A 25,295-nucleotide genomic window follows, 5' to 3' on the forward strand; every position below is an offset into this window, starting at 1 on the left:
GCATTTATATATGGGCCTGTAGCTCAGTTGGTTAGAGCGCACCCCTGATAAGGGTGAGGTCGATGGTTCAAATCCATTCAGGCCCACCATATATAAAAATTAATAAAATATTTTTGGGGCCTTAGCTCAGCTGGGAGAGCGCCTGCTTTGCACGCAGGAGGTCAGCGGTTCGATCCCGCTAGGCTCCACCATTTGTAAATTAGCTCTGCTTTGGCAGAGTTTTTTTGTTTTTATAGGAGGTAATTATGACCGATAAATTAATCATTTTAGTAGCTAGTTTTTTTATATACTGCTTTCTTGGTTGGGTATGGGAATCGATTATTTTACCATTATCACGAAAACAAAAACCTTATAACCGTGGTTTTTTAAATGGACCATGGATACCAATATATGGTTTTGGAGCGATATTAGTAATTGTATTATTTGATATTCATAAAACCGATTATCCTGTCTATGCTTTATTTATTAATGGGGCTGTAGTTGCTTGTTTATTAGAATATATTACATCTTATGGTATGGAAAAGCTATTCCATCAGCGCTGGTGGGATTATAGTCATAAACCGTTTAATTTAAATGGTCGGGTTTGTTTAGAAGGATTTGTTTGTTTTGGAGTTTTTAGTGTTGTTGCCATTGATTATGTACAACCATTTTTTACCTATGAATTATCGAAGGTCGATGAAAAATTATTGTTTATAATTGCTGGTATTTTGACGATATTATTTATTTTTGATACTATTGTTTCAACTAGAATTGCTTTGAATATTGAAAAGAAAGTAGAGCAGTTTAAACAGACTATTGAAAATAATGAAATGGTGTTATTGAAAAACTTATTAGAAAAACAACAGGAAGTTAATAAACGCATTGGGAAAAATCGTTTGCAGTGGCAACGTCAACAGATTATTTTTAAAAACTTAATTAAGCAAAAAGGGAATTTAAAGTATTCACAAAGACGTTTAATTCGAGCTTTCCCAGATCTGCTTAAACATAAAAAGAAATAAAAGGGGATAGATGATGAAAAAAGAGAACTATATCGTAAAATCTTTAAATGGTATGGCGTATGGCTTTTTTTGCAGTTTAATTATTGGAACGATATTAAAACAAATTGGTAGTTTTGTAAATATAAGTCAGTTGATTATCTGGGGTGAAATAGCAACATATTTAATGGGACCGGCTATTGGCGTTGGAATTGCTTATGTAATTGATGCTAAAGGACTAAATTTAATTGCAGCGGTAATTGCTGGGACAATTGGGGCTGGAACTTTTAATGGTAATCAAGCAACAACTGGCAATCCAATCGCTGCTTATGTAGCGGTAATTGCGGCAGTTGAAGTTACTCGTTTACTTCAAGGGAAAACACCGATAGATATTTTACTGGTACCATTTTGCTCAATCGTTATTTCTGGATTGGTAACGATATTTGTGGGTCCATATTTAACGATGGTAATTAACTGGATTGGTGATTTAATTAATCAGGGAGTGGCAATGCAACCATTTTTCATGTCAATAGTTGTAGCAGTTTTAATGGGAATGGCTTTAACGGCGCCAATATCTAGTGCTGCTATTGGTGTGATGTTAGGTTTGAATGGTTTGGCTGCTGGAGCGGCATTGGCAGGTTGTTGCGTACAAATGTTAGGTTTTGCAGTGATGTCAATCGATGATAATGATTTAGGAGATGTAATTGCAATTGGAATTGGTACAAGTATGTTGCAGTTTAAAAATATTGTTAAACATCCAATTATCTGGTTACCACCAATTTTAACAAGTATTATTATTGCACCAATTTCAACCTGTGTGTTAGAAATATCATGTACTCCTGTTGGTTCGGGAATGGGAACGGCTGGATTGGTAGGAATATTAGAAGCGATAAATGTTATGGGAAGCAGTTATTGGATTCCAATTATTGTAATTGATATTATTGCTCCGATTTTGATTACATGGCTAATTTATCGGTCATTTAAAAAATTAAAATATATTAAAAATGGGTATTTAAAGTTAAACCGTTTATAATGGTTTAACTTTTTTTGTTGTTAATATAAGTGTAACATTTCTTAAGTAAAATTATATATCATTAAATATTAAAATAACATTTAATATAGTGATAACAAGAATAGTTATAATTTTTAGATAATACTATTATAATGTTATTTAAAAATTATAGTAATTATACGAGGGGTGAATGTGATGCTGCAAATAAAAAATATTTGTAAGCAATATAAAACAGGTAATTTAATTCAAAAAGCACTTGATGGTGTTTCGTTAAATTTACGTGATAATGAATTTGTTGCTATTTTAGGACCTAGTGGTTCGGGGAAAACAACGCTTTTAAATATTATTGGTGGTTTAGATCGCTATGATAGTGGTGATTTGATTATTAATGGTATTTCAACTAAGAAATATAAAGACCGTGATTGGGATTCGTATCGTAATCACACAATCGGTTTTGTTTTTCAAAGTTACAACCTGATTCCCCATCAGACAGTTCTATCGAATGTCGAGCTAGCTTTAACTATTTCGGGTGTATCTAAAGCAGAACGTAGAAAACGTGCTAAAAGAGCTTTAGAACAAGTAGGACTAGGTGATCAAGGTCATAAAAAGCCTAACCAAATGTCTGGAGGACAGATGCAAAGGGTAGCGATTGCTAGAGCATTAGTTAATGATCCAGATATTTTATTAGCTGATGAGCCAACTGGGGCTTTGGATAGTGAAACAAGCATTCAGGTAATGAATTTATTAAAAGAAGTAGCTAAGGACCGTTTGGTAGTCATGGTTACTCATAATCCAGAATTGGCTTATGAATATGCAACTAGAATTGTAGAATTAAAAGATGGAGTAATTCGCAGTGATTCTAACCCGTTTAATGTTGATAACAAGGCATTAAAGGTGCCACAGCATAAAAATATGGGTAAATCTTCAATGTCTTTAAAAACATCGTTATCATTAAGTTTTAATAATTTAAAAACAAAAAAAGCGCGAACGATTTTAACTTCTTTTGCTGGATCGATTGGTATTATTGGTATCGCCTTGATTCTTTCTTTATCTAATGGGGTAAATCAATATATTCAATCGATAGAAGAAGAAACTTTATCGGAATATCCGTTACAGATTCAAAGTACAGGTTTTGATATAACTTCAATGATGGATACCCAGTCAAGCGATGATTCAACTAAAGAAGATGGTGAAGTTCAAGTATTTCAAATGCTGACAAATATATTTTCGCGAGTGGGATCTAATGATTTAACATCATTAAAAGAATATTTGGATAGTAATAAGGGTGATCTTTCTAAATATACTAAGTCAGTTGAATATACTTACAATGTTGTTCCGCAGATTTATAGTGCTAATACGGAATCGATTCGACAAGTTAATCCTGATCGATCGTTTGCAGCGCTTGGTTTAGGGGCTTCAAGTACAAGTAATAGTACAATGTCATCAATGATGAGTACTAATGTATTTTATCAGATGCCACAAAATACTGATCTATATCAAGAACAATATGATGTAAAAGCAGGGAGATGGCCTAAAAAGTATAATGAATGTGTGCTGGTTTTGAATAACAATGGTAAGATTAGTGATTTTATGCTTTATACTTTAGGGTTGCGTGATTATTTAGAATTAGATACGATGATTCAACAATTTTCTCAAGAAGAAAAAGTAACAGTACCTGATAATAGTCAATCATATTCATATGATGATATTATTGGTATTAATTTTAAATTAGTTAATCCTTCAGATTATTATCAATACGATGCTAATTATAATATTTATCGTGATAAAACAGATGATCAAGCTTATATGAAACAGTTAATTGATAATGGTGAAAATCTAGAAATAGTAGGAATTGTTCAGCCTTCAGATGGTGCTAATGTTACAATGTTGCAATCTGGGATAGGGTATTTGCCATCGTTGAGTGATCATGTTATAAATCAGGCGCAATCAAGTGAAATTGTTCAAAAACAATTAGCAACACGTGATATTGATGTTTTTACTGGAAAACGTTTTGATGATCCTGAAAGTTCTAGTTTAGATATGAATTCATTATTTACAGTTGATAGTGAAATGTTACAAAGTGCTTTTTCTTTTGACCAAAGTAAAATATCAATGGATATGGATAATGTTGATTTTAGTCAGTTATCAATCGATCCATCGTTATTGCCCTCTTTAGATGTTGATAGTTTACTAGGAGATATTAAATTTGAACTGACAACTGATCAGATTAATCAAATCAGTCAAAAAATTATGACCCAATTTCAACAATATTTAAAAGATAATAATCTTACTGATCAATCTAAGATGGATGAATATTTTCGGGCTTATTTACAAAGCGATGCGGCTAAAAATTTGATTCAAAGTGAAATGACAGCATTAATCCAGGAAAATGGTATGGCAAAGCAGTTTGCAGCTAATTTACAAAGTCAAATGCAAACGATGATGGCTCAGTATAGTGAAATGATCGCAAATTCATTAAAACAGCAGTTAACAACTGTTATGGCTGATCAGATGGATAATTTTTCAAGTCAATTCCAAGATGCTATTAGTATAGATACAAGTAAATTTGCTAGTGCTATTAAGGTAAATATGTCAGAAGAAGAATTATCTGAATTGATGTTATCGTTAATGAGTGAGGATTCATCTTCTTATGAAAATAATTTACAAAAACTTGGTTATGCAAGTAAAGATGAACCTAGTGGTATTAATATTTATCCACTTGATTTTGAAAGTAAACAGGAAGTTATTGATGTTTTAGATCAATATAATGAAAATGTTGAAAAAGTTGATGAAGATAAAGTTATTACTTATACTGATTATGTAGGTACATTAATGTCTTCGGTAACTGATATTATTAATGTTATTAGTTATGTGTTAATTGCCTTTGTTGCAATATCATTAGTAGTATCTTCGATAATGATTGGTGTAATTACTTATATAAGCGTTTTAGAACGGAAAAAAGAAATTGGTATTTTAAGGGCTATTGGAGCTTCTAAACGTAATATTTCGCAAGTTTTTAATGCTGAAACATTTATTATTGGATTATTTGCGGGAGTGTTAGGTATTGTTATTACATTATTGTTATTAATACCAGGTAATATGATTATTCACGATATTGCTGGTAGCCAGGATGTTAGTGCTATCTTACCAGTAACTGGAGCGGTAGTATTGATTATATTAAGTGTTGTATTAACGTTAATAGGTGGTTTGATTCCAGCTAAAAAAGCGGCATTAGAAGATCCGGTTACTGCTTTAAGAACTGAATAAACTAAAAAGGTATCAGTGTGCTGATACCTTTTGTTGTTAGTCTTGTTTAAACAGTGAAATAATTTCTTCAGTAGACATTGAAGTAATACTATTTTGACTGTTTTCAATAAAGATATTAGATAAATCTTGTTTTTGAGCTTGTAATTCCTGAATTTTTTCTTCAATACTATTTTTCATGATTAACTTATATACTTGAACGCTGTTTGTTTGTCCAATTCGATAAGCACGGTCGGTAGCCTGGTTTTGAGCTGACATATTCCACCATGGGTCATAATGGATAACGATCGATGCTGCAGTTAAGTTTAGACCAGTACCACCGGCTTTTAATGATATCAAAAATACTGTCGTATTATCTTTTTGGAATGCATTTACTAATTGGTGACGTTTGATTTTATTTGTGGCACCAGTTAATACATAATACGAGATATCATTTTTCCGTAATTCTTTTTCAATTAACTCTAATGAAGTAGTAAATGAAGAGAATAACAATACTTTCTGGTTATTTTCTTTAGCTTTTTTAATTATATCCAGACAAGCACTCATTTTAGAACTTGGACCATCAATGTTATTGTAAAGAATTCGTGCATCGCAGCAAAGCTGTCTTAATCTAGTCATCATTGCTAATATCTGAATATGATCAAGATGTTCAACTTCTAGAGCTTGTTGCAATTTATCGTTGATTTGGCTTAAATTAGCTAAATATAGATTTTCTTCTTCTTTGTTGAATGCTATTTTAATAGTATTTTCTACTTTTTCTGGTAATTCTGATAATACTTCTTGTTTAGTTCTTCTTAAAATAAATGGTTCAACCATTTTTTTAAGTTTTTCTTGTACTTCCTGATCTTTACTGTAAACGATCGGACGTTCAAAGTTTTCTTTAAAATAATTGTAATTAAACAAATAATTAGGCATTAAAAAATCAAAGATAGACCATAATTCAGCTAATGAATTTTCAATTGGGGTACCAGTTAAAGCAAAACGATGAGTACCTTTTAATTCCTTAACAACTTTAGCATTTTTTGTAGTCTGGTTTTTAATATACTGAGCTTCATCTAAAACAATATATTCAAAACGATAATCACGATATAATTCAAAGTCGCGACGTAAATAATCGTATGATGTAATTACGATATTATAGTTATTAATCTGATCGATTAATTTTTTTCTAATAGCCAGATTACCAGTTATACAAGTTACTTTTAAATCGTTAGAGAACTTTTTAATTTCATCTTGCCAGTTTAAAATTAATGTTGCTGGTGTAATAACGATGCTGACTTTATCTTTGCTATCTTCTAAAGCAGCAATCATTTGCAACGTTTTTCCAAGCCCCATATCATCAGCTAAGATCCCCCCAAAACCATAATCACTCATTGTCTTGATCCAGCGATAACCATCTTTTTGATAGTCACGTAAGATATTTTGATAAGCTGGTGCAATCTGGTATTGGTTAGTATTGCAGTTAGTTATGTGGTCAACAAGTTCCTGAAATTGCTGGTCACGTGAAAATTTAATTGTCTTACTATCTAATGTTAGTTGATTTAAATATAATGCTTTAGATTTATCGACTAAGATTTTACCATCTTCAACATTAGCGCTGCTGATATTTAAGTCCTGGATTAAATCATAGGCTTCGCTGATTGTCTGATCTTCAAGATTGATAAACTCGCCGCTTTTTAAACGGTGATAGGCTTTATTTTTTTGATAAGAATCTAGAATCCCCTGAATTTCATCTTTAGAAACATTAATGCTGTCTAAATCAATTTCTAATAAGTCATTTTTCAATCTAATACCGATATTAAATGCAACATTTCTTGGTTTGTTGATATTTTTAATATCTTCACTAACGAAAACATCACAGTACTGATTTAATTCTGGCAATACATATTTAATAAAATAATAAATATCTTCATCATTATTAGTAATTAAATACATATTAGTCAATTCATCATAATTGGCATAATCTTCAATTAATGCTAGTGCTTTATCAACGTTTAACGGTAGTTTAGTTTCGTAGCTTTCAATATATTTACCATCAAATAAAATATTTCCTTCTTCATCACGGTATTCTAGATTGATGGTTAAATCACCGAAGTTATTCATATCAACATAGCTTAATAGAGTGATTACACTAGGTAAATAGTCATCAATATTAACACCGGTAATTGAGATATATGGCAATATTTGATCAATAATATATTTTCCAAAATAACCAAAATCTTCCTTATTAACAATAATATTTTCCTTTGTTAAAACACTTAATAACTCTTTAGTGATAGTAGACATTTTTAAGCTGTAACGGTTTAATACATTGTTTTCTAAACAATAGATATATTGATTACCAATAATTAATTGACCATCAGATACATTTAGTTCTAATTCAAAATAATCATCTTTATCTTTAATATTAATTGCAATATTATCATGATCGATAGTTGTAAATAAGATATTGATATCTAAATTAGTTAAGTATAATTCAAAAAACTCATCGATATTATATTGATTGATTTCAATTGATCTAAAACGATCGATACTATCAATAAAATCACTGTTTTCACGAATGAAATTAATTTGTTTTAAAGCATTTTGATCAAAAGAATGACGATTGTGATTTGTCGTTAGCATGTTTCCATAACTAACTGTTCGCTGGTAACGGAAGTTTTTAATAAACTCTTTTAGGTTTTTAATAGCATAAGTCTTCTGGTTACCAATGCGATAAGAAATTAACAGTTTATTAAAAGAATGATTGATATTTGGTATTATTCGAATATTAGTATCCGTTAAAGAAGGTTCCTGGTAATTAGAATAACTGTCAATCAAATCTTTTGCTACTTGGATTTTACTGTTAATTATTTTTTCTTCCTGGATTCTTTCAAATGCTTCTATTTTAGCTTTATATTCAATTTTTTGATTAAACTGAAATGGGATATCAGACATTTCTAAACTATAAAATTTTAATAATAAAACGCCGATGTGACCACAAGCTATTTTGTTGTCCTGACAATTAGCGCAATCACAAAGGAAATTGGTTATTTTACCACTGGTATCGACAGTTACCTGACAATTATTATGTTGACCATTAATAGTAACCTGGCCATCAATATGGTATGTGTTACCTTGTTTGATTACTGACATGTTCGAAATTACATTATCTTTATAATACTTTCGAGCCATTGCCCAGTTTTGCTCATTAAATATTCTATTTATTTCATCATCTTTAACGTACATTTATTTCCCTCCGATAGATTATTATACCATTTTTTTATATATTCCCAAATAGAAAATAGGTAAAAATATTTTACACTTTTTACAAAAGTGCTATAATATTGTTATATTTAAGCCGGCATAGCTCCAACGGTAGAGCAATCCACTCGTAATGGATAGGCTGCAGGTTCAAATCCCGTTGCCGGCACCATATTTCAAACCGGTTGGTTTGATTTTTTTATATAAAAATATTTATAACTGGCAGGTGAAATTTATGAACGACTTTTTTGAAAAAGATGGTTATGTTTTAAGATTAGCTAAAAAAGAAGATGCATTAGATTATTATCAAAACAATTTTAATCCATTAGACATTGAAGTGGCTAGATTTACAGGCTCAAAAACATCATATACTCAAGAAGAAGTTGTTAGTTTTTTTAAACAGTGTATTGACGCTAAAGATCGCTATGATTTTGTTATTGTTGAACCTAAAGGGCATATAATCGGTGAAAGTGTTTTAAATGAAATAGATGAAGATTTAAAATGTGCGAATTATCGAGTTGCTTTATTTCATAATAATTCTCGTAATCGTGGGATTGGCAGCTGGGCAATAAAAAATACATTAGCATTTGCTTTTGATACTTTAAAATTACATCGAGTAGAATTAGAAGTTTTCTCATTTAATCCACGAGCTATTCATAGTTATAAAAAAGCAGGATTTAAACAAGAGGGAATATTAAAAGATTCGATTAAAGATGGTGATAATTATGGTGATACTATTTTAATGGCTATTTTAGAAGATGATTGGAAAAATCAAAAACAGGAAATAGTTATAGATGAATATTCATATCGTTGTGGGGTAATGGATTGTTTTTGTGAAATGGTTAAAGCTGGTGTTAAAAGAATTGCCTTAGCACATCCTTTTAAAACAAAACAAGATCGAGATAGTTATTTAGAGTTTGTAGAAAAAATTACTAATCAGTATCACATTCGTTATTTTTTAGACGATGATCCTTTAATTACTGATTTGTTTGCAATGTCAATGAATCTAAATACTTATAATATTATTTTTTATCGAAACGATGAAGATATTAAAAAATATCAAGAATTAAAAGAAGAAAAAAGGCAGGCTTTAAAAAATAATAAATATGAACAAGTTAGAAACTCTTTAGCTTATCAATTTGGATATTTATTAGGATATAGTGATAAAACTATTGCAGAATATATTAAACAAAATAATGAAAAAGAAAAAGCAACACTATAAATTATGGTGTTGCTTTAAATATGTTAAAAAATCTAAACAACCTTCATAAACATCATCATAGGTAACATCAAAATTACCAGTATACCAAGGATCAGCAATATCACGAGGTTGTTTTGAAAAATCTAGTAAACGATATATTTTATTTTCTTTGTCATTACCGACAATTCTTAAAATGCCATTTACATTTCTAGTTTCCATTGCTATTAAATAATCATAATTTTTGTAATCCGATTTTTTTAATTGCATAGCGACTTTACCGCTAGTAGAAATATGATATTGTTGTAGTTTGTTTTGGGTTCCATAATGAACAGGAGAACCGACTTCACCACAAGTGCCGGCTGATTGAATAAAAAAATGATTACTTAAACCTTCTTTTTCAACTAAATCTTTAAAAACAAATTCTGCCATTGGAGAACGACATATATTCCCTAAACAGATAAATAAAATTTTAATCATATCATTACTCCTTGATTATATGAAAAAAGATGAACTCAGTTCATCTTGGATACTTAGAATGGTGACCCGCAGGCGATTCGAACGCCTGACCCTCTGATTAAAAGTCAGATGCTCTACCGACTGAGCTAGCGGGTCTTTTTTTCAGTGCCTAAATAAAATAACATATTTTTTTTAATCTGTAAAGAGTTTTTTTAATATATTTGTAATTTATTGATATAATTTAAGAACTTTTGAGTGTTTCTATGGATTTCTACAATGTTTTATAAATAAATATGCTTAAATTCTATATGGGTGATATGTGATGAAGGGTAGATATTTATTAATAATAGCATTACTTTTGTTATGTGGTTGTCAAGATGCTGATGCTAAAAAAGTAACTAGCGCTAAAGAAAATGAAAAAGTATTAACAATTAAAAATGAGGTTTTGAAAAACAATCAGAATTTTAAAAATAATCAAAATGGGAAAAACAATTTGTTATTATTAATGGCAAATAGTGTTGATTATTATAATTATGTAAATGGTTCAATGGTACTGACAATGGATTATCAAGGACAAATGCAGCAGATAAAATATGATTTTCAAATTAATGTGCCTGATTATCATAGTTTTATTTATCAGGTTTCTTCTACTGGATTTAATGAGCAATGTTTTTTTAGAGATAGTGAAAAGATGTATTTTTATAATGGCAATATTGATGATTTAAAGAATAATGATTTGAGTGAATTGATAAAAGAGAAAAAAATGATCGTAGAACAAGTTAGTGCCAATAATAATTTGTTTAAATATCAAAGTTTATCACTTCAAGAAAGAATTGATAATTTTAGTAGTACTCGGGTTGCAAATGATTTATATGGTGATGTTGCACCATATGTATTTCCAGAAGAAATTGCTTTATATCAGTTAGGAACGAAATATGACAATTATGATATTAAAGATAATACTGATTTTCTTGATCGAGAAGTATTTGTTGTTGAAGGGACTATTGATGATACGGTTTATAATAAGGGGACTATATCTTTATTTGTTGACAAACAAACGGGAATACTTTTAAAATATGAATATAAAACAGATGTAAGTATAGTAACAATGGAAATGGAACAGATAGCAATTGACCAAGATGATCAGGATGATTTTTATTTGGAATATATAAAAAATAAAAAAAATTAAAAAAATTGTAAAAAACACTTGCATCATACCTTGGATAATGCTATTATAGTAGGGCACCAAGTGCTTGAATAGCTCAGTTGGTAGAGCAATCGGCTGTTAACCGATCGGTCGTAGGTTCGAGTCCTACTTCAAGCGCCATGTGGCCTGTTGGAGAAACGGTTAACTCACATGCCTTTCACGCATGCATTCACGGGTTCGAATCCCGTACAGGTCACCATTTGGAGGTTTAGCTCAGTTGGGAGAGCATCTGCCTTACAAGCAGAGGGTCAGCGGTTCGAGCCCGTTAACCTCCACCATTATAAGCCGGCTTAGCTCAATTGGTAGAGCAACTGACTTGTAATCAGTAGGTTGAGGGTTCAAGTCCTTTAGCCGGCACCATTTTTATATACGCGGGTGTGGCGGAACTGGCAGACGCACTAGACTTAGGATCTAGCGCCTTTGGCGTGCAGGTTCGATTCCTGTCACCCGCACCATGTTGATATTTGCTTCAGGGTTGGTCCTGAAGTATTTTTTTTATTTTAAATGTGTTCTAAATTTTTTGTTCATTATAAAATGAATATTTATAAGTTGTATTTTTAATTTATTATTGACAATATTGAATATATAGGTGTATTATAACAGTGTTATATAACACTGTTATATAGGGGGTAAAAAATGCAAGATACTTCAAATTTGACACTGAATAAAATTCAACAAGCTGCTATTGATGAGTTTTTGGAAAAAGGATTTAGAGGAGCTTCTTTACGCCAAATCGTTAAACATGCAGGTGTGACAACTGGGGCATTTTATGGATATTTTTCTAGTAAGGAAGCATTGTTTGCTTCAATTGTTGAACCACATGCACAAGCTATAATGGCTAATTTTATGCAAGCTCAATTAAAATTTGCTGATTTGCCTAAAGACGAGCAACCTTCTCATATGGGAATTGAATCAAGTTCTTGTGTAAATTGGATGGTTAATTATATCTGTGATCATCGTGAACCGGTAAAGCTTTTACTATTGAAAGCTGAAGGAACGAGTTATGAAAATTTTGTTCATAATATTGTTGAAGTCGAAGTTGAATATACTCTAAAATACATGGATGTTTTAAGGGAACTTGGTTATTTAGTACCTCAACTTGATAGGACTTTGTGTCATATTATTGCAAGTGGTATGTTTGGAGGAATTTTTGAAGTTGTCATCCACGATATTCCTAAAGACCAGGCTATGCGTGATGTAGGTCAACTTCGAGCATTTTACACAGCTGGTTGGTTAGCATTAATGGAAACAAAATAGATTAATGCAACAACCTGCAATTTTTTTACCCTATTAGTTAGCATATGCTAACATAAGTGTTTGTTGAAAAAGGAGGGTTAATATGGAAAAAAAGAAACAAAATGCTATTATTGCTTTATTAGGTTATGCTGGAAACTATAAGGTCTTGACGTTTATAGGATTAACTTTATCTGCAATTTCGATGCTTTGTAGCATAGTGCCATATGTTTGTATTTGGCTTGTTGCTAAAGATCTGATTACCGCTGTGTCTGACTTTTCTAAAGTTCAAAATGTAGAAACCTATGGATGGATTGCCTTTGGTTTCGCTGTATTAGGAATTGTACTATATTTTATTGGTTTAATATGTACTCATTTAGCGGCTTTTAGAACTGCTGAAAATATACGAAAAATAGGTATGAATCATATCATGAAAGCACCATTAGGGTATTTTGACAATAATGCTTCAGGACTTATTAGAGGAAGGTTGGATAGTGCGGCTAATGATACAGAAACACTGTTAGCCCACAATTTAGCCGATATTGTTGGAACTATCGTATTATTTGTCGGAATGGTCATTTTGATGTTTATATTTGATTGGCGTATGGGTGCTGCATGTTTATTGTCTACAGTTATATCCATTATTGCAATGTTTTCAATGATGGGCGGTAAAAATGCTCAGCTTATGGCTGAATATCAAGCTGCCCAGGATAGAATGACAAAAGCAGGAACAGAATATGTTAGAGGAATTCCTGTAGTTAAGATTTTTCAGCAGACTGTTTATTCGTTTAAGACTTTTAAAAAGGCCATTGAAGAATATAGTGATAAGGCAGAATATTATCAGGCGAAAGTTTGTCGTGTGCCTCAATCGATCAATTTGACATTTACTGAAGGGGCTTTTATTTTTTTAGTGCCTATTGCTATCTTTTTGATACCTGGTGCATTGCATAGTGGTAATTTCAGTGATTTTATTACGAATTTTGTATTCTATGCTGTTTTTTCTGCTATCATTTCGACTTCACTCGCAAAAATTATGTTTGCATCTTCAGGTATTATGCTAGCTAGTACAGCGTTAAGCCGCATTGATTTAGTCATGAAGGCTCCAACGCTTGAAAAATGTGTGAATCCAAAAGAGCCTGAAGATAATAGTGTGGTTTTTAAAGATGTCAGTTTTACTTACACTGGTTCAAGTACTCCTGCATTATCACATATATCTTTTAGAGTTGAACCAGGTCAAACTGTTGCGCTCGTAGGACCATCAGGTGGTGGTAAAACAACAGCTGCCAGTTTAATTCCTCGATTTTGGGATGTAGATGAAGGGGTAGTTGCGGTTGGAAATGTTAATGTTAAAGAAATTGATCAGCATGTTTTAATGGAGCAGGTCGCTTTCGTTTTTCAAAATACAAAACTCTTCAAAACATCGATTTTAGAAAATGTTAAAATTGCCAATCCAAACGCATCAAATGATGATGTTATGCAAGCTTTAAAAGCGGCTAGATGTGAGGATATTATTGAAAAACTTCCTAATGGTGTCAATACGATAATTGGGAATGAGGGAACATATCTTTCTGGAGGTGAACAGCAAAGAATTGCTTTAGCGCGTGCTATTTTAAAAAATGCACCAATTGTGGTATTGGATGAGGCTACTGCTTTTGCTGATCCTGAAAATGAAGTTTTAATACAAAAAGCCCTCAGTGTTTTATGTAAAGATCGAACAGTTATCATGATTGCTCACCGTTTATCAACTGTTGTCAATGCGGATAGAATCATTGTTTTAGAAGAGGGACATATTATTGAAGAGGGTACTCATAAAGAATTATTAGATAAAAATGGTCTGTATCATAAAATGTGGACTGACTATAATCAGGCAGTGAAATGGAAAATCACAAGTGGAAAGGAGGCAGCGTAAATGTTTGGAAAAAATTTTAAGCGAAAATATGCCTTAACAGAGAAAGGTGTTCAGAATGTCAAAAAGGGGACATTTTGGACAGTTATAGTAAATATTGTTGTTATGGCTGGTGTTAGCGTATTATATCTACTGATGAAAGAATTGATGGGAGTTTTGACAGGTGATCAAACAGAAATCAATATGATAACGATTCTTATTTTATTAGTTGCATTTGTATTTTTATCATTTATAACACATCTTCAGCAGTATACAGCCACTTATGGACTTGTTTATGGTGAAGTCAAGGCTACAAGAATTGCTTTGGCGGAAAAACTTCGTAAATTACCATTAGGATATTTTAATAAAAAAGATATTGCAGATTTAACAGAAACGATAATGGGAGATGTTAATCGTATGGAGCATGTCTGGTCACATGTGCTTGGTTATTTATACGGATCTTATATTTCAACAGGAATTATTGCTATTTTCCTATTTATTTATGATTGGCGTTTAGCAATAGCTTGTCTTTGGGGGGTACCTGTTGCGTTTGGTCTATTGTTTGGCTCTCGAAAGTGGACTGCAAAAGCCTCTGAAAAACTGAAAAAGGCAGCTGTCAAAGTTTCTGATGGAATACAGGAAACGTTAGAAAATGTTAGAGAGATTAGAGCCACAAACCAAGAAGAAACTTATCTTCAAGGTCTTTATCAAAAAATTGATGAACATGAAAAAGTGATGATCAAAGGAGAACTTGTATCCGGTATTTTTATCAATGCAGCAAGTGTCATCATGCGTTTAGGTGTTGCAACTACAATCTTAGTTGGTGCAAATCTTATTGTTCACGGACAAGTGGATTTTATGGTATTGTTTATGTTCTTATTGGTCATTACAAGAATTTATGCACCTTTTGATCAGAGTCTAGCATTAATTGCTGAGATGTTTGTCTCACAGGTATCAGCAAACCGTATGATGGAAATCTACGATACTCCAGTTGCATCAGGGAAAGAAACTTTTGAACCAAAAGGACATGATATTGAATTTCATCATGTTTCATTTGCTTATGATGACCATGATGTTTTAAAGGATGTCAGTTTTATAGCCAAAGAAGGAGAAGTAACAGCCTTAGTTGGACCTTCTGGTTCTGGCAAGAGTACCTGTGCTAAATTAGCTGCACGTCTTTGGGATGTCAATAAAGGAACTATAACAGTAGGAGGAATTGATATTAATACTGTTGATCCTGAAATTTTATTGAAAGATTATTCAATGGTGTTTCAAGATGTTGTTTTATTTGATGACAGCATAAAGGAAAACATCCGTCTAGGAAAAAGAGGAGCAACAGATGAAGAAGTATATGAAGCCGCTAAAGCAGCAAATTGCGATGAATTTGTGCAGAAACTCCCTAATGGCTATGACACACTGATTGGTGAAAATGGTGCAAAACTATCAGGTGGTGAGAGACAAAGAATTTCCATTGCCAGAGCGCTTTTGAAAGATGCTCCAATCGTTTTGTTAGATGAGGCAACAGCTAGCCTTGATGTGGAAAATGAGACTAAAGTGCAAGAAGCTTTATCTAGGTTACTGGTTAATAAGACTGTTTTAGTCATTGCTCATCGTATGCGAACAGTCCAATCTGCTGATAAGGTTGTTGTTTTAGAAAATGGTAATGTCAAAGAATATGGAGCACCAGCAAAATTATATGCTATAAATGGACTCTATCGTCATATGGTTGATCTACAAAATGAAGGCTCTAAATGGCAAATTGATAGTAAAAAGATTTCACTTGATATGTATTAAATAGTGATATTTTAATACAGGTATTAATGGAGATATAAAAGTATACCTTAGTATAAATAGTTGAACGATACTAGGGTATTTTTATTATGGATGATAGATAAATATTAAGATCACTGAATTTTCAAAATTTAATTTTAAGACAGGTAAAAAAATCGGGGGTATCATCAACAAAAACATGTTAATAAGTTGTATTTACTATATGGTTATGTATAATGAAATTAAAGATATATTTCAAAAATTAGTATTGAGATAGTATGAAGTAACTAACTAATTAATTTACTAGGTATAGATTTATAATGATAAAAAACTTTATAGAAATAAAAATTCAAAGAAAGGGGAAGTTATGAAGTAGGCAAAAATAAGATAATATCGAAGAGGGGTTACTTCATAATGGTGGTTAGAATGAATAATTTTCTTAATGGTCTAGTAAAGTTATTTGGTTTTTCTGATTGGGGTTTAACGTCACTTATTTATTCTATTTATCTTAAACGTACTAAAAAAATCTCATATGTTGAAGAAAAAACAATAAAACAACAATATAAAGAACAATTTATAAAAATTCGTTCTTGGTGTTACTTTATGTATTTTATAATTGCAATGAGCCTTCTTATTAATTTAAATTTTACAAGTTTTAATAGAACAATAATTTGGACTGTTCATATAGCTTTGTTTCTATGTATTTTTGTTTATAGAATAGTTAAAGAAAGTAAATTTTATAAATAATATTATATAATTGATTTATTAATTCTTCCTTTTGGTATTATTGGTTTAAGTTTGAGGATTTATAATAACATTTTAAATGATCCAAGGGAGTTGATATTTATTCAAAAGAAATTACAATTAGAACATGATGATTTTAAAGTTATTAGAGGAAATCCTGGTTTATATGTCCCATGATAATTTTCAATATTAAAAAGACTGAGCGTAAAAGTAGGTAAAACTTGGCCCAGTCTTTTTAGTTAGTAAATAAAGATAACTATTACAGTATAAACAATTAGTGTAATAACCATAAATAATGAGATAAATGCCGATTGAAAATCAGCATCTTCTTCTGATTTATTAAGTGGTGAGATTAACATTGGCACAGCAAAACCAGTAGGACTCATAAAATAAATTAATACTGCGATCATATAAATTTTATCTGCCATCATAGTTGGGAAGAAGATAAAGAATCCAGCAATGATGCATACATATAAAACTAGTCTAACTGATAATAATTTAAGTAATGACGGTAATGTTTCTTTTTTAATCTTTAAATTATAACCAATAATAAATAATATCATTCCTACAATAGGAGCAGTAGCCTGAGTAATAGTACTAGTATAGACATTGATAAATGGTGTTTGACTTAAATAGTTATAAAATCCACTTAAGTTTAATATTAATGCAAGAGTTACAGCAATTACAAATGAGTTTGTAAAGATAGTTTTTAATAAGTCTTTATTGTTTGTTTTACCAGCAGTAGATTTTGCAACTAAAATAGGGATAACAACAAATGCAATGAAACTACCAGCAATATCAAAAATTACAGTATTGCTTGCATAACTTAAGCCAACTATTGATGTATAAAGTGGTAGAGCAACGTTTCCTCCTTCACAGGTTGTTAATAAGTATGGTGAAATATGCGCTAATTCTTTACCGGTAAATCCACTAATCAATTTACCAATAATCATTGTTAAAACAAATGCTATAAATACATAAATAATAACCCAAATAACTGATACTTCTATCTTTGCTGTAAATAAAACGTTAAAAATCATAATTGGAAATAAGACATTGAAGACAATATTGTTTGCTCCATCTTTTTGTTCTGGGGTAATCCAGTTTTTGATACGAGCAATAGCTCCTAATCCAATCATAAAAAATACGGGAAATAACGTTGTTAATGCTGCCATTTATTTTCTCCTTTCAAATCCGCATCTATTATATCGATACTTTTAAGATATATCAATTACTTAAATTTTATGCTTTTCTATACTTGATAAGCATGGGTTTGCTCAATATAATTATGATAGGTGATGTTTAATGGAAATAAGAGTTTTACAATATTTTTTAACAATTGCTAGAGAAGAAAGTATTTCTAAAGCAGCTGAAGTTTTACACATTACACAGCCAACCCTTTCTCGCCAAATGAAAGAATTAGAAGATGAATTTAATAAAAAGTTATTCATTCGGGGAAGTAGAAAAATTACTCTTACTAAAGATGGGATTTTATTAAAGCAGTATGCCCAGGAAATTATTGGCTTAGTAGACAAGGCTGAGCGTGATTTGCTTAAAGAAGATAATGAACTAGCTGGTGATATTTATATTGGAAGTGGTGAAAGTTCAGCTATTCGTTTTGTTATGCAGGTGATTGCTAAAATGCAATCTAAATATCCTAAAATATGTTTTCATTTATTTAGTGGTAATGCACAGGATGTTGCAGATAAACTTGATAGTGGATTGTTAGATTTTGGTATATTTTTTGATCCGGTTAATCTTACTAAATTTGACTATTTTACTCTTCCGTTTAAAGAAACGATGGGTTTATTAATGAAAAAAGATGATGAGTTGGCTTCGTATAATGTTATAACACCTGAATTATTAAAAAATAAGCCGATTATTGCTTCGAATCAAGATATTGTAAAAAATGAAATTGCAGGATGGATTGGTGGCAATGAAAGAAAATTGGATATTAAGGTTACGTATAATCTTATTAATAATGCTGCCTTACTTGTAGAAGAGGGGGGCGGGTATGCTTTGACTTTTAAAGATTTAATCCGTGTTGATGAAAATAGTCCCCTTTGTTTTAAAGCACTTTGGCCTCAAATGGATGTAGGGATTCATATTGCTTGGAAAAAATATCATGTTTTTTCCAAGCAGGCAGAAACATTTTTGGAGTTAATGAAAGATGAAGTAGAAAAACTGGATAGATAAAATAGTGAGTTCTATTTTTTGATTATTAAATAGTAAGTTTATAACACATATAGAAAAGGCATAGATTTATATAATAAATAAGTATTTGTTTTTCTTATAGATTATCTTAGAATTAAAGTAAAAGGAGGATGATAACTATGAGCTTTAAAGAAAATTTTTTATGGGGTGGTGCTATTGCAGCTAATCAGGCTGAAGGTGCCTGGAACGAGGATGGTCGTGGACCTGCTAAAACCGATGTAACTACAGGAGGTTCTGTTAAAGAACCAAGATATGTGACTTTTATTGATAAAGATGGAAATCCAGGAAAGGTTGTTAACGGTCAACCGATACCAGATGGTGCCAAATATGCTGTTTTGGATGATTATTATTATCCTAATCATGACGGGGTAGACTTTTATCATCATTATAAAGAGGATATTGCTTTGCTTGCTGAAATGGGATTTAAAATGTTTAGACTTTCTATTTCATGGTCACGTTTATATCCGCATGGAGATGAAGATAAACCTAATTCAAAAGGGGTTGAATTCTATCGTTCAGTTTTTATGGAATGTAAAAAATATGGAATTGAACCATTAGTTACTATCTGGCATTTTGATACCCCTTTATATTTAGAAGAACATTATGGTGGTTGGAACAATCGTAGGTTAATTGATTTTTATGTTCGTTTTGCAACAACTTGTTTTAAAGAATATAAGGGATTAGTAAAATACTGGCTAACATTCAATGAAATCAATAATACAGTAATGATGTTGAATTTATTTGGAAATAATGCCGGAGACAAAGAATATCAACAAGGATATCAACAATTACATTATCAATTTGTTGCTAGTGCCAAAGCTGTTCAAATTGGACATGAAATCGATGCCAATAATATGATTGGTTGTATGATTTGTGGGATTACATTCTATCCTGGAACGTGTGATCCAAAAGATATTTTGGCAAATAGACATATGTGGGAAAAGGGTATTTTCTATTGTGGCGATGTTCAATGTAAAGGAAAGTATCCAACTTTTGCTAAAAGATTATGGGATGAACATCATGTTCAATTAGATATTACTGAAGAAGACTTAGAAGAGTTGAAAAAGGGATGTGTTGATATGTATACATTCTCTTATTACATGTCATCTGTTGAAACAACTCATGAAACTGATGATATGGTATCTGGTAATTTTGCTGCCGGAGCAAGAAATCCTTATTTGACATATTCTGATTGGGGTTGGGCTCAAGATCCACTTGGACTTCGATATTATTTAGAAATGATCTATGATCGTTATGAAAAACCAATTATGGTTGTAGAAAATGGCTTAGGAGCTTATGATACTCTTGAAGAAGATGGTTCAGTACATGATTCATATCGTGTGGATTATTTAAGAGATCATATCAAAGAAATGAGTAATGCTATTGATAATGGTGTTGATCTAATTGGATATACAACTTGGGGATGTATTGACCTAGTTAGTGCTGGAACTGGGGAAATGAGAAAACGTTATGGTTTTATTTATGTAGATAAAGATGATCAAGGTAATGGAACTTATAAACGTTATCGTAAAGATTCTTTTTATTGGTATAAAAAAGTAATTGAAACAAATGGTGAAAATCTAGAATAATTATTAAAGTGTGATGAGAGTTTAAGAGCTAAATTATCATCACGCTTTTTTTGATTAGTAAAGTTATAGTTTTTATTGATGTAGATAGAAGGCTGTTATAACTATTAAACAATTTAGACAGAATAATTTACGCACGTATCAGGTAATTACCTAGTAATAAATAAAATTATACTTTAGTGTAGAGGGGCCTTTGAGCATATCAGTTAGTATATATTTTAGTGTGAATTTATCATTTTATATATTTTTAAGACATTGAGATAGTTAACTTTTTACCGCTTATACCAATAAATTGTTTCTTATTCTAAGTTGATTGTATGAATTATTAATTTTTATTATGATTGAATTATAGAAGAGGTGATTAAGATGGTAAGGTTTTCTTTGCAAATGTTTTTAAAAGAACGTAAAAAGAGTTTAAACTTGCTGATTGTTATTACAACTGTTTTAGAAATTTGGCTAGTGTTACTGGATTTTTTTGCTGATCCAGTAATTAATTATCGCTTAAAAAGAGCATTTATAAATATGAGTGATTTTTATCAATTATTTGATGGGATGTTTAAAGGAACGATTATTTTAATTGTAATAATAGTTAGTTTCTCACTTATTGTTTATGCTTGTAATTATTATAATAAAATTCATAGTAAAACAATTGGATTATTGAAGATAAAAGGTTATAGCAATCTTCAGTTGGTCATATATATGATGATACAGCTTATGGTTATAGTAATGACGGCTTATATTTTGGCACTATTAAGTTTTTTGATTGTCATTCCTTTTTTTAAATTATTCGTTTATCGTTATTTAAAAATTAATAATGACATATTTGGATATAATATTAGTATTTTATTACAGTCGTTATCTTTACTTGTGATTTTATTTGTTTATCTTGCTTTAATGCAGTTTAATTATTCAATTCAAAGCAAAATTCCAGATTTGTTGAAAAATGATTATGTTATTTCAAAAACAAAAAACCATATTATTTGTCCAGGAGCTAGTTATGTTTATTTGATATTTTATGGTATTGGTATTGTTAGTGTATATAGTGGTGATTTAGGACAAGGAATGATTTTACCAGCTTGCATTAGTGCAATTGGAGGTTATGGTATAGTGAAAACGACACTAGTAAAATCTTTAAAGAAAAAGTTATCTAACTGGTTAATTGATGGTAAAAAGAATCTGGTTTTGAGTAATTATCTTTTTAATTTACAACAGTTTAAAGTAATGTTTTTAATGAATATGATTGTAACAATTATCTTATCCACTATGATTTGTGTTAATTATCATGATAATGCTTATTTTGTTTTATTCATGTTGGCATATATTTTGACATTGATTATATTAGACTATGCTTTAGTGAATCGTTTTTCAATTAATCGTTTAAATAAAAAAATATATTATCAAACTTTGTATCGAATTGGTTTAAATAAACAGGAAATATTAAAAATAAGTAAACAAGAAATTTTATATACTTATTTGACTATTTTAGTACTGTCAATGGGATATCTTTTAAATTTAGTATTGCGCTTTGCTTTTTTAAATAAAATATCTATTTTACTTGCAATATTAATCGTAATTGAATTTTTTATTCCATTACTTTTTGCATACTTAATAACAATTAATCAAGAAAGAAGGTCTATTAATTATGGGAATAATTATTAAAACTGAAAAAATGAAAAAAATATACCAACCATATAGTCCTCATCCCAAAATTGCTTTAGACAATATTTCTCTTACCATAAATAAAGGAGAGTTTATAAGTATTATGGGAGCCTCTGGCTCAGGAAAAACAACTTTAATAAATATTTTATCATCAATAGATGAAGCAACCAGTGGTAATGTTTTTTTATTTGGAAAAAACGTCATGACATTATCAGATAAACAAAAAGCTAATTTAAGAAAAAAACAAATTGGTTTTATTTTTCAAGAAAACAATTTATTAAACACCTTAACGATAAAGGATAATATTTTGTTTACATTGAAAATTAGCAAACCAGATCAAAAAAATTTTCAAAATGAATTTAATCAGCTTGTAAAAAGTCTAGAAATTGAAGATATTTTAGAAAAATATCCATATGAATGTTCCGGTGGTCAATGTCAACGAGCTGCCATTGCAAGGGCATTAATAACAAAACCAGATATTCTTTTTGCAGATGAACCAACTGGTAATCTAGATAGTATTAGAGCAAGACAACTAATGAATTATTTAGTTAATATAAATAAGCAATATGGCATTACTATTGTTATGGTAACACATGATTGTTTAGTAGCATCGTATGCAGATCAGATGTATTATGTTGAAGATGGTAAGATAACTAATCATATTTTAAAAAATGATGATTCATTTGAAAAGTTCTATAATCATATTGCTAAAATTGCCATGCAATTAGATTTATATAAAGATGCTTAAGCAATGTTTTACATTGCCTAGGTTTCTTTTTTTTATGATATAATGATTTTAAGTAGTAAAAGAAATGAAGGTATTGATAATGAAAATATTAATTTATGATGATAGTAATGAAGATGTTGAAAATTTAAAGAATTGTCTTGATAATGTTATGTCTAAAAAACAGATAGCATATCAAGTTGATGTATGTCAGGATAGTAATTATTTTTTACAAGAAATGGAACAATATGACTTGATATTTTTAGATGTTGAGTTGAAAGATGAAAATGGTATTGAACTAGGTATGCAGTTACGAAATAAAAACATTGATACTAGAATTATTATTACTTCAAGTTATGCTAAATATTTGATAGATGGTTATAAGATCCAGGCTGATCGTTATTTTATTAAGCCAATTAATCAAGAAGATTTTGATTTGGAAATGGAAGCAGTTTTACAAAGGTATTATCAAAAATATGCTGGTTTTGAAGATGAGCGAATATCGCCTAGAAAAATATATTATCATGAAATAATGTATATTGAATTTTTAGGACGGAAGACACTTTTACATTTATCTTCAAATAAAGTTTTAGCAACTAATTATCCTTTAAAATACTGGTTTGAAAAACTTAAGGATTATTCATTTGGTCAATCTCATAAATCTTTTATAGTAAATTTTGATTATATTGATGATTTTACTAATATGGATATTAAATTGACTAATCAAGAATTAGTACCTGTTTCTAGACGCTTTAAAAAACAATTTATCGATGAATATACAAATTATTTACATAGGACGCTTTAACAATGATAAATACTATTTATAATCTTATTTTAGGATCGGTTTTTATTTATTTGATGAAAAAGCATTTATCTTTAAGATTTTTGGATAATAAAATTAATATTGGGATTATCTTAGTTACTATATGTATAATAGGACTAGTTAGTTTCAATAATGAGTTAGGACGATATGACTACTTATTAATAATAACTTTTTTTGTTAATTCGCTAATAATGTTTAGAGGGCGAATAATTGAAAAGATACTCATTGTTATTCCTTTTTGGATTATTGAAATAGCTACTAGTACGGTAGTTGCATTATTAAAAAGTTATTTTAGCAAGAACATTTATTTAGATGTATTAATGATGTTTTTTGCAGTAATAGTTATTTCGATATTGTTTGCTGGGTATTTTGATGTCATTAAAAAAATCAACTATCACTCATTTACTAATATTGCTTGTGGCTATATATGTTTAGTATTATTTTTAATTCTGGTTTTAGTATCAGGACTTAAATATGATATTGTTTATAACGAAAATAGTAGTACTATTGTTTATATATTTTTAGTAATTATTTTAATTCTATTTTTTCTTTTGACTTATTATGATACGTTTTATAAGTTAGGTTTAAAATCAAAATTAGATTTAAGTAAAGAAAATGAAAAAGTAGTGACTGAAAAGTATAAATTGCTAAATAAGCAGTATGAAACAAGTTTTTATTTTCTTCATGATCTTTTAAAAACATGTCAAAGACTGAATTTATTATTGGATAAAGATGATTATCAAGGTTTAAAAGATGAGATAAACACTTTAACGACAACTACATTTAGAGAGTTTAATAGTATTTATTCAGATTCAATGCTTTTAAATACTTTAATAAATAATCGTTTAGAAACACTTAGACAGTATGATATTACGGTATTACCGACTATCGAATATAATAATTTTAGTTTTCTCACCGTAGCTGATCAGTTTATTTTATTTGACTGTTTATTAGATTTAGCGATAGATGAGGTTAAAACAGTAACTAACCGGCGTTATATTTTTATTAAATCAATAAAAAAAGCTAAGCAGATTATTATTCAGTTTAAATTCAATTGTTCTAATTGTGATTTACAAGAAAAAGTTGCTGCAAGTTTGAATGAATTATTAAACAGGTATCATGGCATTAGTTCAGTAACTACTCTTCAAGATGGATTTGTAAGTGTTATGATCATGTTTGTTAAAGTTAATAATATTTAGTAAGCATCATTTTGATGCTTTTTTTGATTCTTTTAGTATGAATTGGGTTAAAAGGTGTATATTTTATATAAAAGTGTTATAATTTAATGTGAAAATATATT

Annotated in this window: 18 protein-coding genes and 9 tRNA genes; 23 read left to right on the forward strand and 4 right to left on the reverse strand. The window is 30.0% G+C overall.

Going from position 1 to position 25,295, the window contains the following annotated elements:
* Positions 1-12 precede the first annotated feature (12 nt).
* The 5 genes from ABGT36_RS01655 to ABGT36_RS01675 all read left to right on the forward strand — a co-directional run bounded on the left by ABGT36_RS01655 (position 13) and on the right by ABGT36_RS01675 (position 5,253).
* Positions 13-89: transfer RNA gene (locus tag ABGT36_RS01655), tRNA-Ile, on the forward strand.
* Positions 90-115: 26 nt separating this feature from the next.
* A tRNA-Ala gene (locus ABGT36_RS01660) sits at positions 116-191 on the forward strand.
* Positions 192-245: 54 nt separating this feature from the next.
* Complete coding sequence (locus tag ABGT36_RS01665; RefSeq protein ID WP_308698908.1) at positions 246-998, forward strand: putative ABC transporter permease; 753 nt, start codon at positions 246-248, stop codon at positions 996-998.
* 13 nt (positions 999-1,011) lie between these two features.
* On the forward strand, positions 1,012-2,007 hold the full coding sequence (locus ABGT36_RS01670) for a PTS sugar transporter subunit IIC (protein ID WP_346676479.1): 996 nt from the start codon (positions 1,012-1,014) through the stop codon (positions 2,005-2,007).
* A gap of 174 nt (positions 2,008-2,181) precedes the next feature.
* The gene (locus ABGT36_RS01675; protein ID WP_346676481.1) at positions 2,182-5,253 is read left to right on the forward strand and encodes an ABC transporter ATP-binding protein/permease; all 3,072 of its coding nucleotides are present in this window, start codon (positions 2,182-2,184) and stop codon (positions 5,251-5,253) included.
* Positions 5,254-5,289: 36 nt separating this feature from the next.
* Here ABGT36_RS01675 and ABGT36_RS01680 read toward each other — a convergent pair whose 3' ends face one another.
* The gene (locus ABGT36_RS01680; RefSeq protein WP_296883255.1) at positions 5,290-8,478 is read right to left on the reverse strand and encodes a DEAD/DEAH box helicase; all 3,189 of its coding nucleotides are present in this window, start codon (positions 8,476-8,478) and stop codon (positions 5,290-5,292) included.
* A 111-nt stretch (positions 8,479-8,589) separates the two neighbouring features.
* Between ABGT36_RS01680 and ABGT36_RS01685 the strand changes: the two genes are divergently transcribed.
* Positions 8,590-8,665: transfer RNA gene (locus ABGT36_RS01685), tRNA-Thr, on the forward strand.
* A gap of 63 nt (positions 8,666-8,728) precedes the next feature.
* Complete coding sequence (locus tag ABGT36_RS01690; protein ID WP_346676483.1) at positions 8,729-9,715, forward strand: GNAT family protein; 987 nt, start codon at positions 8,729-8,731, stop codon at positions 9,713-9,715.
* On the opposite strand, the gene ABGT36_RS01695 is transcribed toward ABGT36_RS01690, so the two are convergent.
* Together ABGT36_RS01695 and ABGT36_RS01700 are read right to left on the reverse strand one after the other, a co-directional pair.
* A complete protein-coding gene (locus tag ABGT36_RS01695) occupies positions 9,710-10,171 on the reverse strand; it encodes a low molecular weight protein-tyrosine-phosphatase (protein WP_087300711.1) in 462 nt (153 codons plus the stop codon). The two genes, ABGT36_RS01690 and ABGT36_RS01695, sit on opposite strands and share 6 nt — an antisense overlap.
* A gap of 59 nt (positions 10,172-10,230) precedes the next feature.
* Positions 10,231-10,306: transfer RNA gene (locus ABGT36_RS01700), tRNA-Lys, on the reverse strand.
* Positions 10,307-10,472: 166 nt separating this feature from the next.
* Here ABGT36_RS01700 and ABGT36_RS01705 point away from each other — a divergent pair.
* The 10 genes from ABGT36_RS01705 (at position 10,473) to ABGT36_RS01750 (ending at position 16,992) form a co-directional block, all read left to right on the forward strand.
* Entirely contained in the window at positions 10,473-11,339 is an 867-nt protein-coding gene (locus ABGT36_RS01705; protein ID WP_346676485.1) for a hypothetical protein, read from the forward strand.
* 62 nt (positions 11,340-11,401) lie between these two features.
* Positions 11,402-11,477, forward strand: a tRNA-Asn gene (locus ABGT36_RS01710).
* 3 nt (positions 11,478-11,480) lie between these two features.
* Positions 11,481-11,556, forward strand: a tRNA-Glu gene (locus tag ABGT36_RS01715).
* A 3-nt stretch (positions 11,557-11,559) separates the two neighbouring features.
* Positions 11,560-11,635: transfer RNA gene (locus tag ABGT36_RS01720), tRNA-Val, on the forward strand.
* A 6-nt stretch (positions 11,636-11,641) separates the two neighbouring features.
* Positions 11,642-11,717 (forward strand) — tRNA-Thr (locus tag ABGT36_RS01725).
* An 11-nt stretch (positions 11,718-11,728) separates the two neighbouring features.
* A tRNA-Leu gene (locus ABGT36_RS01730) sits at positions 11,729-11,812 on the forward strand.
* Positions 11,813-11,993: 181 nt separating this feature from the next.
* Entirely contained in the window at positions 11,994-12,614 is a 621-nt protein-coding gene (locus ABGT36_RS01735; protein ID WP_300082918.1) for a TetR/AcrR family transcriptional regulator, read from the forward strand.
* 82 nt (positions 12,615-12,696) lie between these two features.
* Positions 12,697-14,499 carry an ABC transporter ATP-binding protein gene (locus ABGT36_RS01740; RefSeq protein WP_346676487.1) on the forward strand — a complete coding sequence of 601 codons (1,803 nt, stop codon included), beginning with the start codon at positions 12,697-12,699 and terminating at the stop codon, positions 14,497-14,499.
* Entirely contained in the window at positions 14,500-16,269 is a 1,770-nt protein-coding gene (locus ABGT36_RS01745) for an ABC transporter ATP-binding protein (RefSeq protein WP_346676488.1), read from the forward strand.
* Positions 16,270-16,671: 402 nt separating this feature from the next.
* A complete protein-coding gene (locus ABGT36_RS01750) occupies positions 16,672-16,992 on the forward strand; it encodes a hypothetical protein (protein ID WP_087374528.1) in 321 nt (106 codons plus the stop codon).
* A 236-nt stretch (positions 16,993-17,228) separates the two neighbouring features.
* Here the strand turns inward: ABGT36_RS01750 and ABGT36_RS01755 are convergent, their stop codons facing one another.
* Positions 17,229-18,164, reverse strand: a complete 936-nt coding sequence (locus ABGT36_RS01755; protein WP_346676489.1) for an AEC family transporter — start codon at positions 18,162-18,164, stop codon at positions 17,229-17,231.
* A gap of 130 nt (positions 18,165-18,294) precedes the next feature.
* On the opposite strand from ABGT36_RS01755, the gene ABGT36_RS01760 reads away from it, so the two are divergent.
* The 6 genes from ABGT36_RS01760 to ABGT36_RS01785 all read left to right on the forward strand — a co-directional run bounded on the left by ABGT36_RS01760 (position 18,295) and on the right by ABGT36_RS01785 (position 25,194).
* Positions 18,295-19,185: a LysR family transcriptional regulator gene (locus ABGT36_RS01760; RefSeq protein ID WP_346676491.1), complete on the forward strand. Its 891-nt coding sequence runs from the start codon at positions 18,295-18,297 to the stop codon at positions 19,183-19,185.
* Between the two features lie 137 nt (positions 19,186-19,322).
* A complete protein-coding gene (locus ABGT36_RS01765; RefSeq protein ID WP_346676493.1) occupies positions 19,323-20,792 on the forward strand; it encodes a family 1 glycosylhydrolase in 1,470 nt (489 codons plus the stop codon).
* 363 nt (positions 20,793-21,155) lie between these two features.
* Positions 21,156-22,448 carry an FtsX-like permease family protein gene (locus ABGT36_RS01770; protein WP_087374542.1) on the forward strand — a complete coding sequence of 431 codons (1,293 nt, stop codon included), beginning with the start codon at positions 21,156-21,158 and terminating at the stop codon, positions 22,446-22,448.
* Positions 22,432-23,196 carry an ABC transporter ATP-binding protein gene (locus ABGT36_RS01775; protein WP_346676495.1) on the forward strand — a complete coding sequence of 255 codons (765 nt, stop codon included), beginning with the start codon at positions 22,432-22,434 and terminating at the stop codon, positions 23,194-23,196. Before ABGT36_RS01770 ends, ABGT36_RS01775 begins: the two co-directional genes overlap by 17 nt.
* A 79-nt stretch (positions 23,197-23,275) precedes the next feature.
* Positions 23,276-23,977 carry a LytTR family DNA-binding domain-containing protein gene (locus tag ABGT36_RS01780; protein WP_346676496.1) on the forward strand — a complete coding sequence of 234 codons (702 nt, stop codon included), beginning with the start codon at positions 23,276-23,278 and terminating at the stop codon, positions 23,975-23,977.
* A gap of 2 nt (positions 23,978-23,979) precedes the next feature.
* Positions 23,980-25,194: a GHKL domain-containing protein gene (locus ABGT36_RS01785; protein WP_346676498.1), complete on the forward strand. Its 1,215-nt coding sequence runs from the start codon at positions 23,980-23,982 to the stop codon at positions 25,192-25,194.
* The last annotated feature ends 101 nt before the right edge of the window (positions 25,195-25,295 follow it).

It is taken from the genome of Erysipelatoclostridium sp. An173, from assembly GCF_963931465.1.
GTDB classification, from domain to species: Bacteria; Bacillota_I; Bacilli_A; order Erysipelotrichales; family Coprobacillaceae; genus Thomasclavelia; species Thomasclavelia merdavium.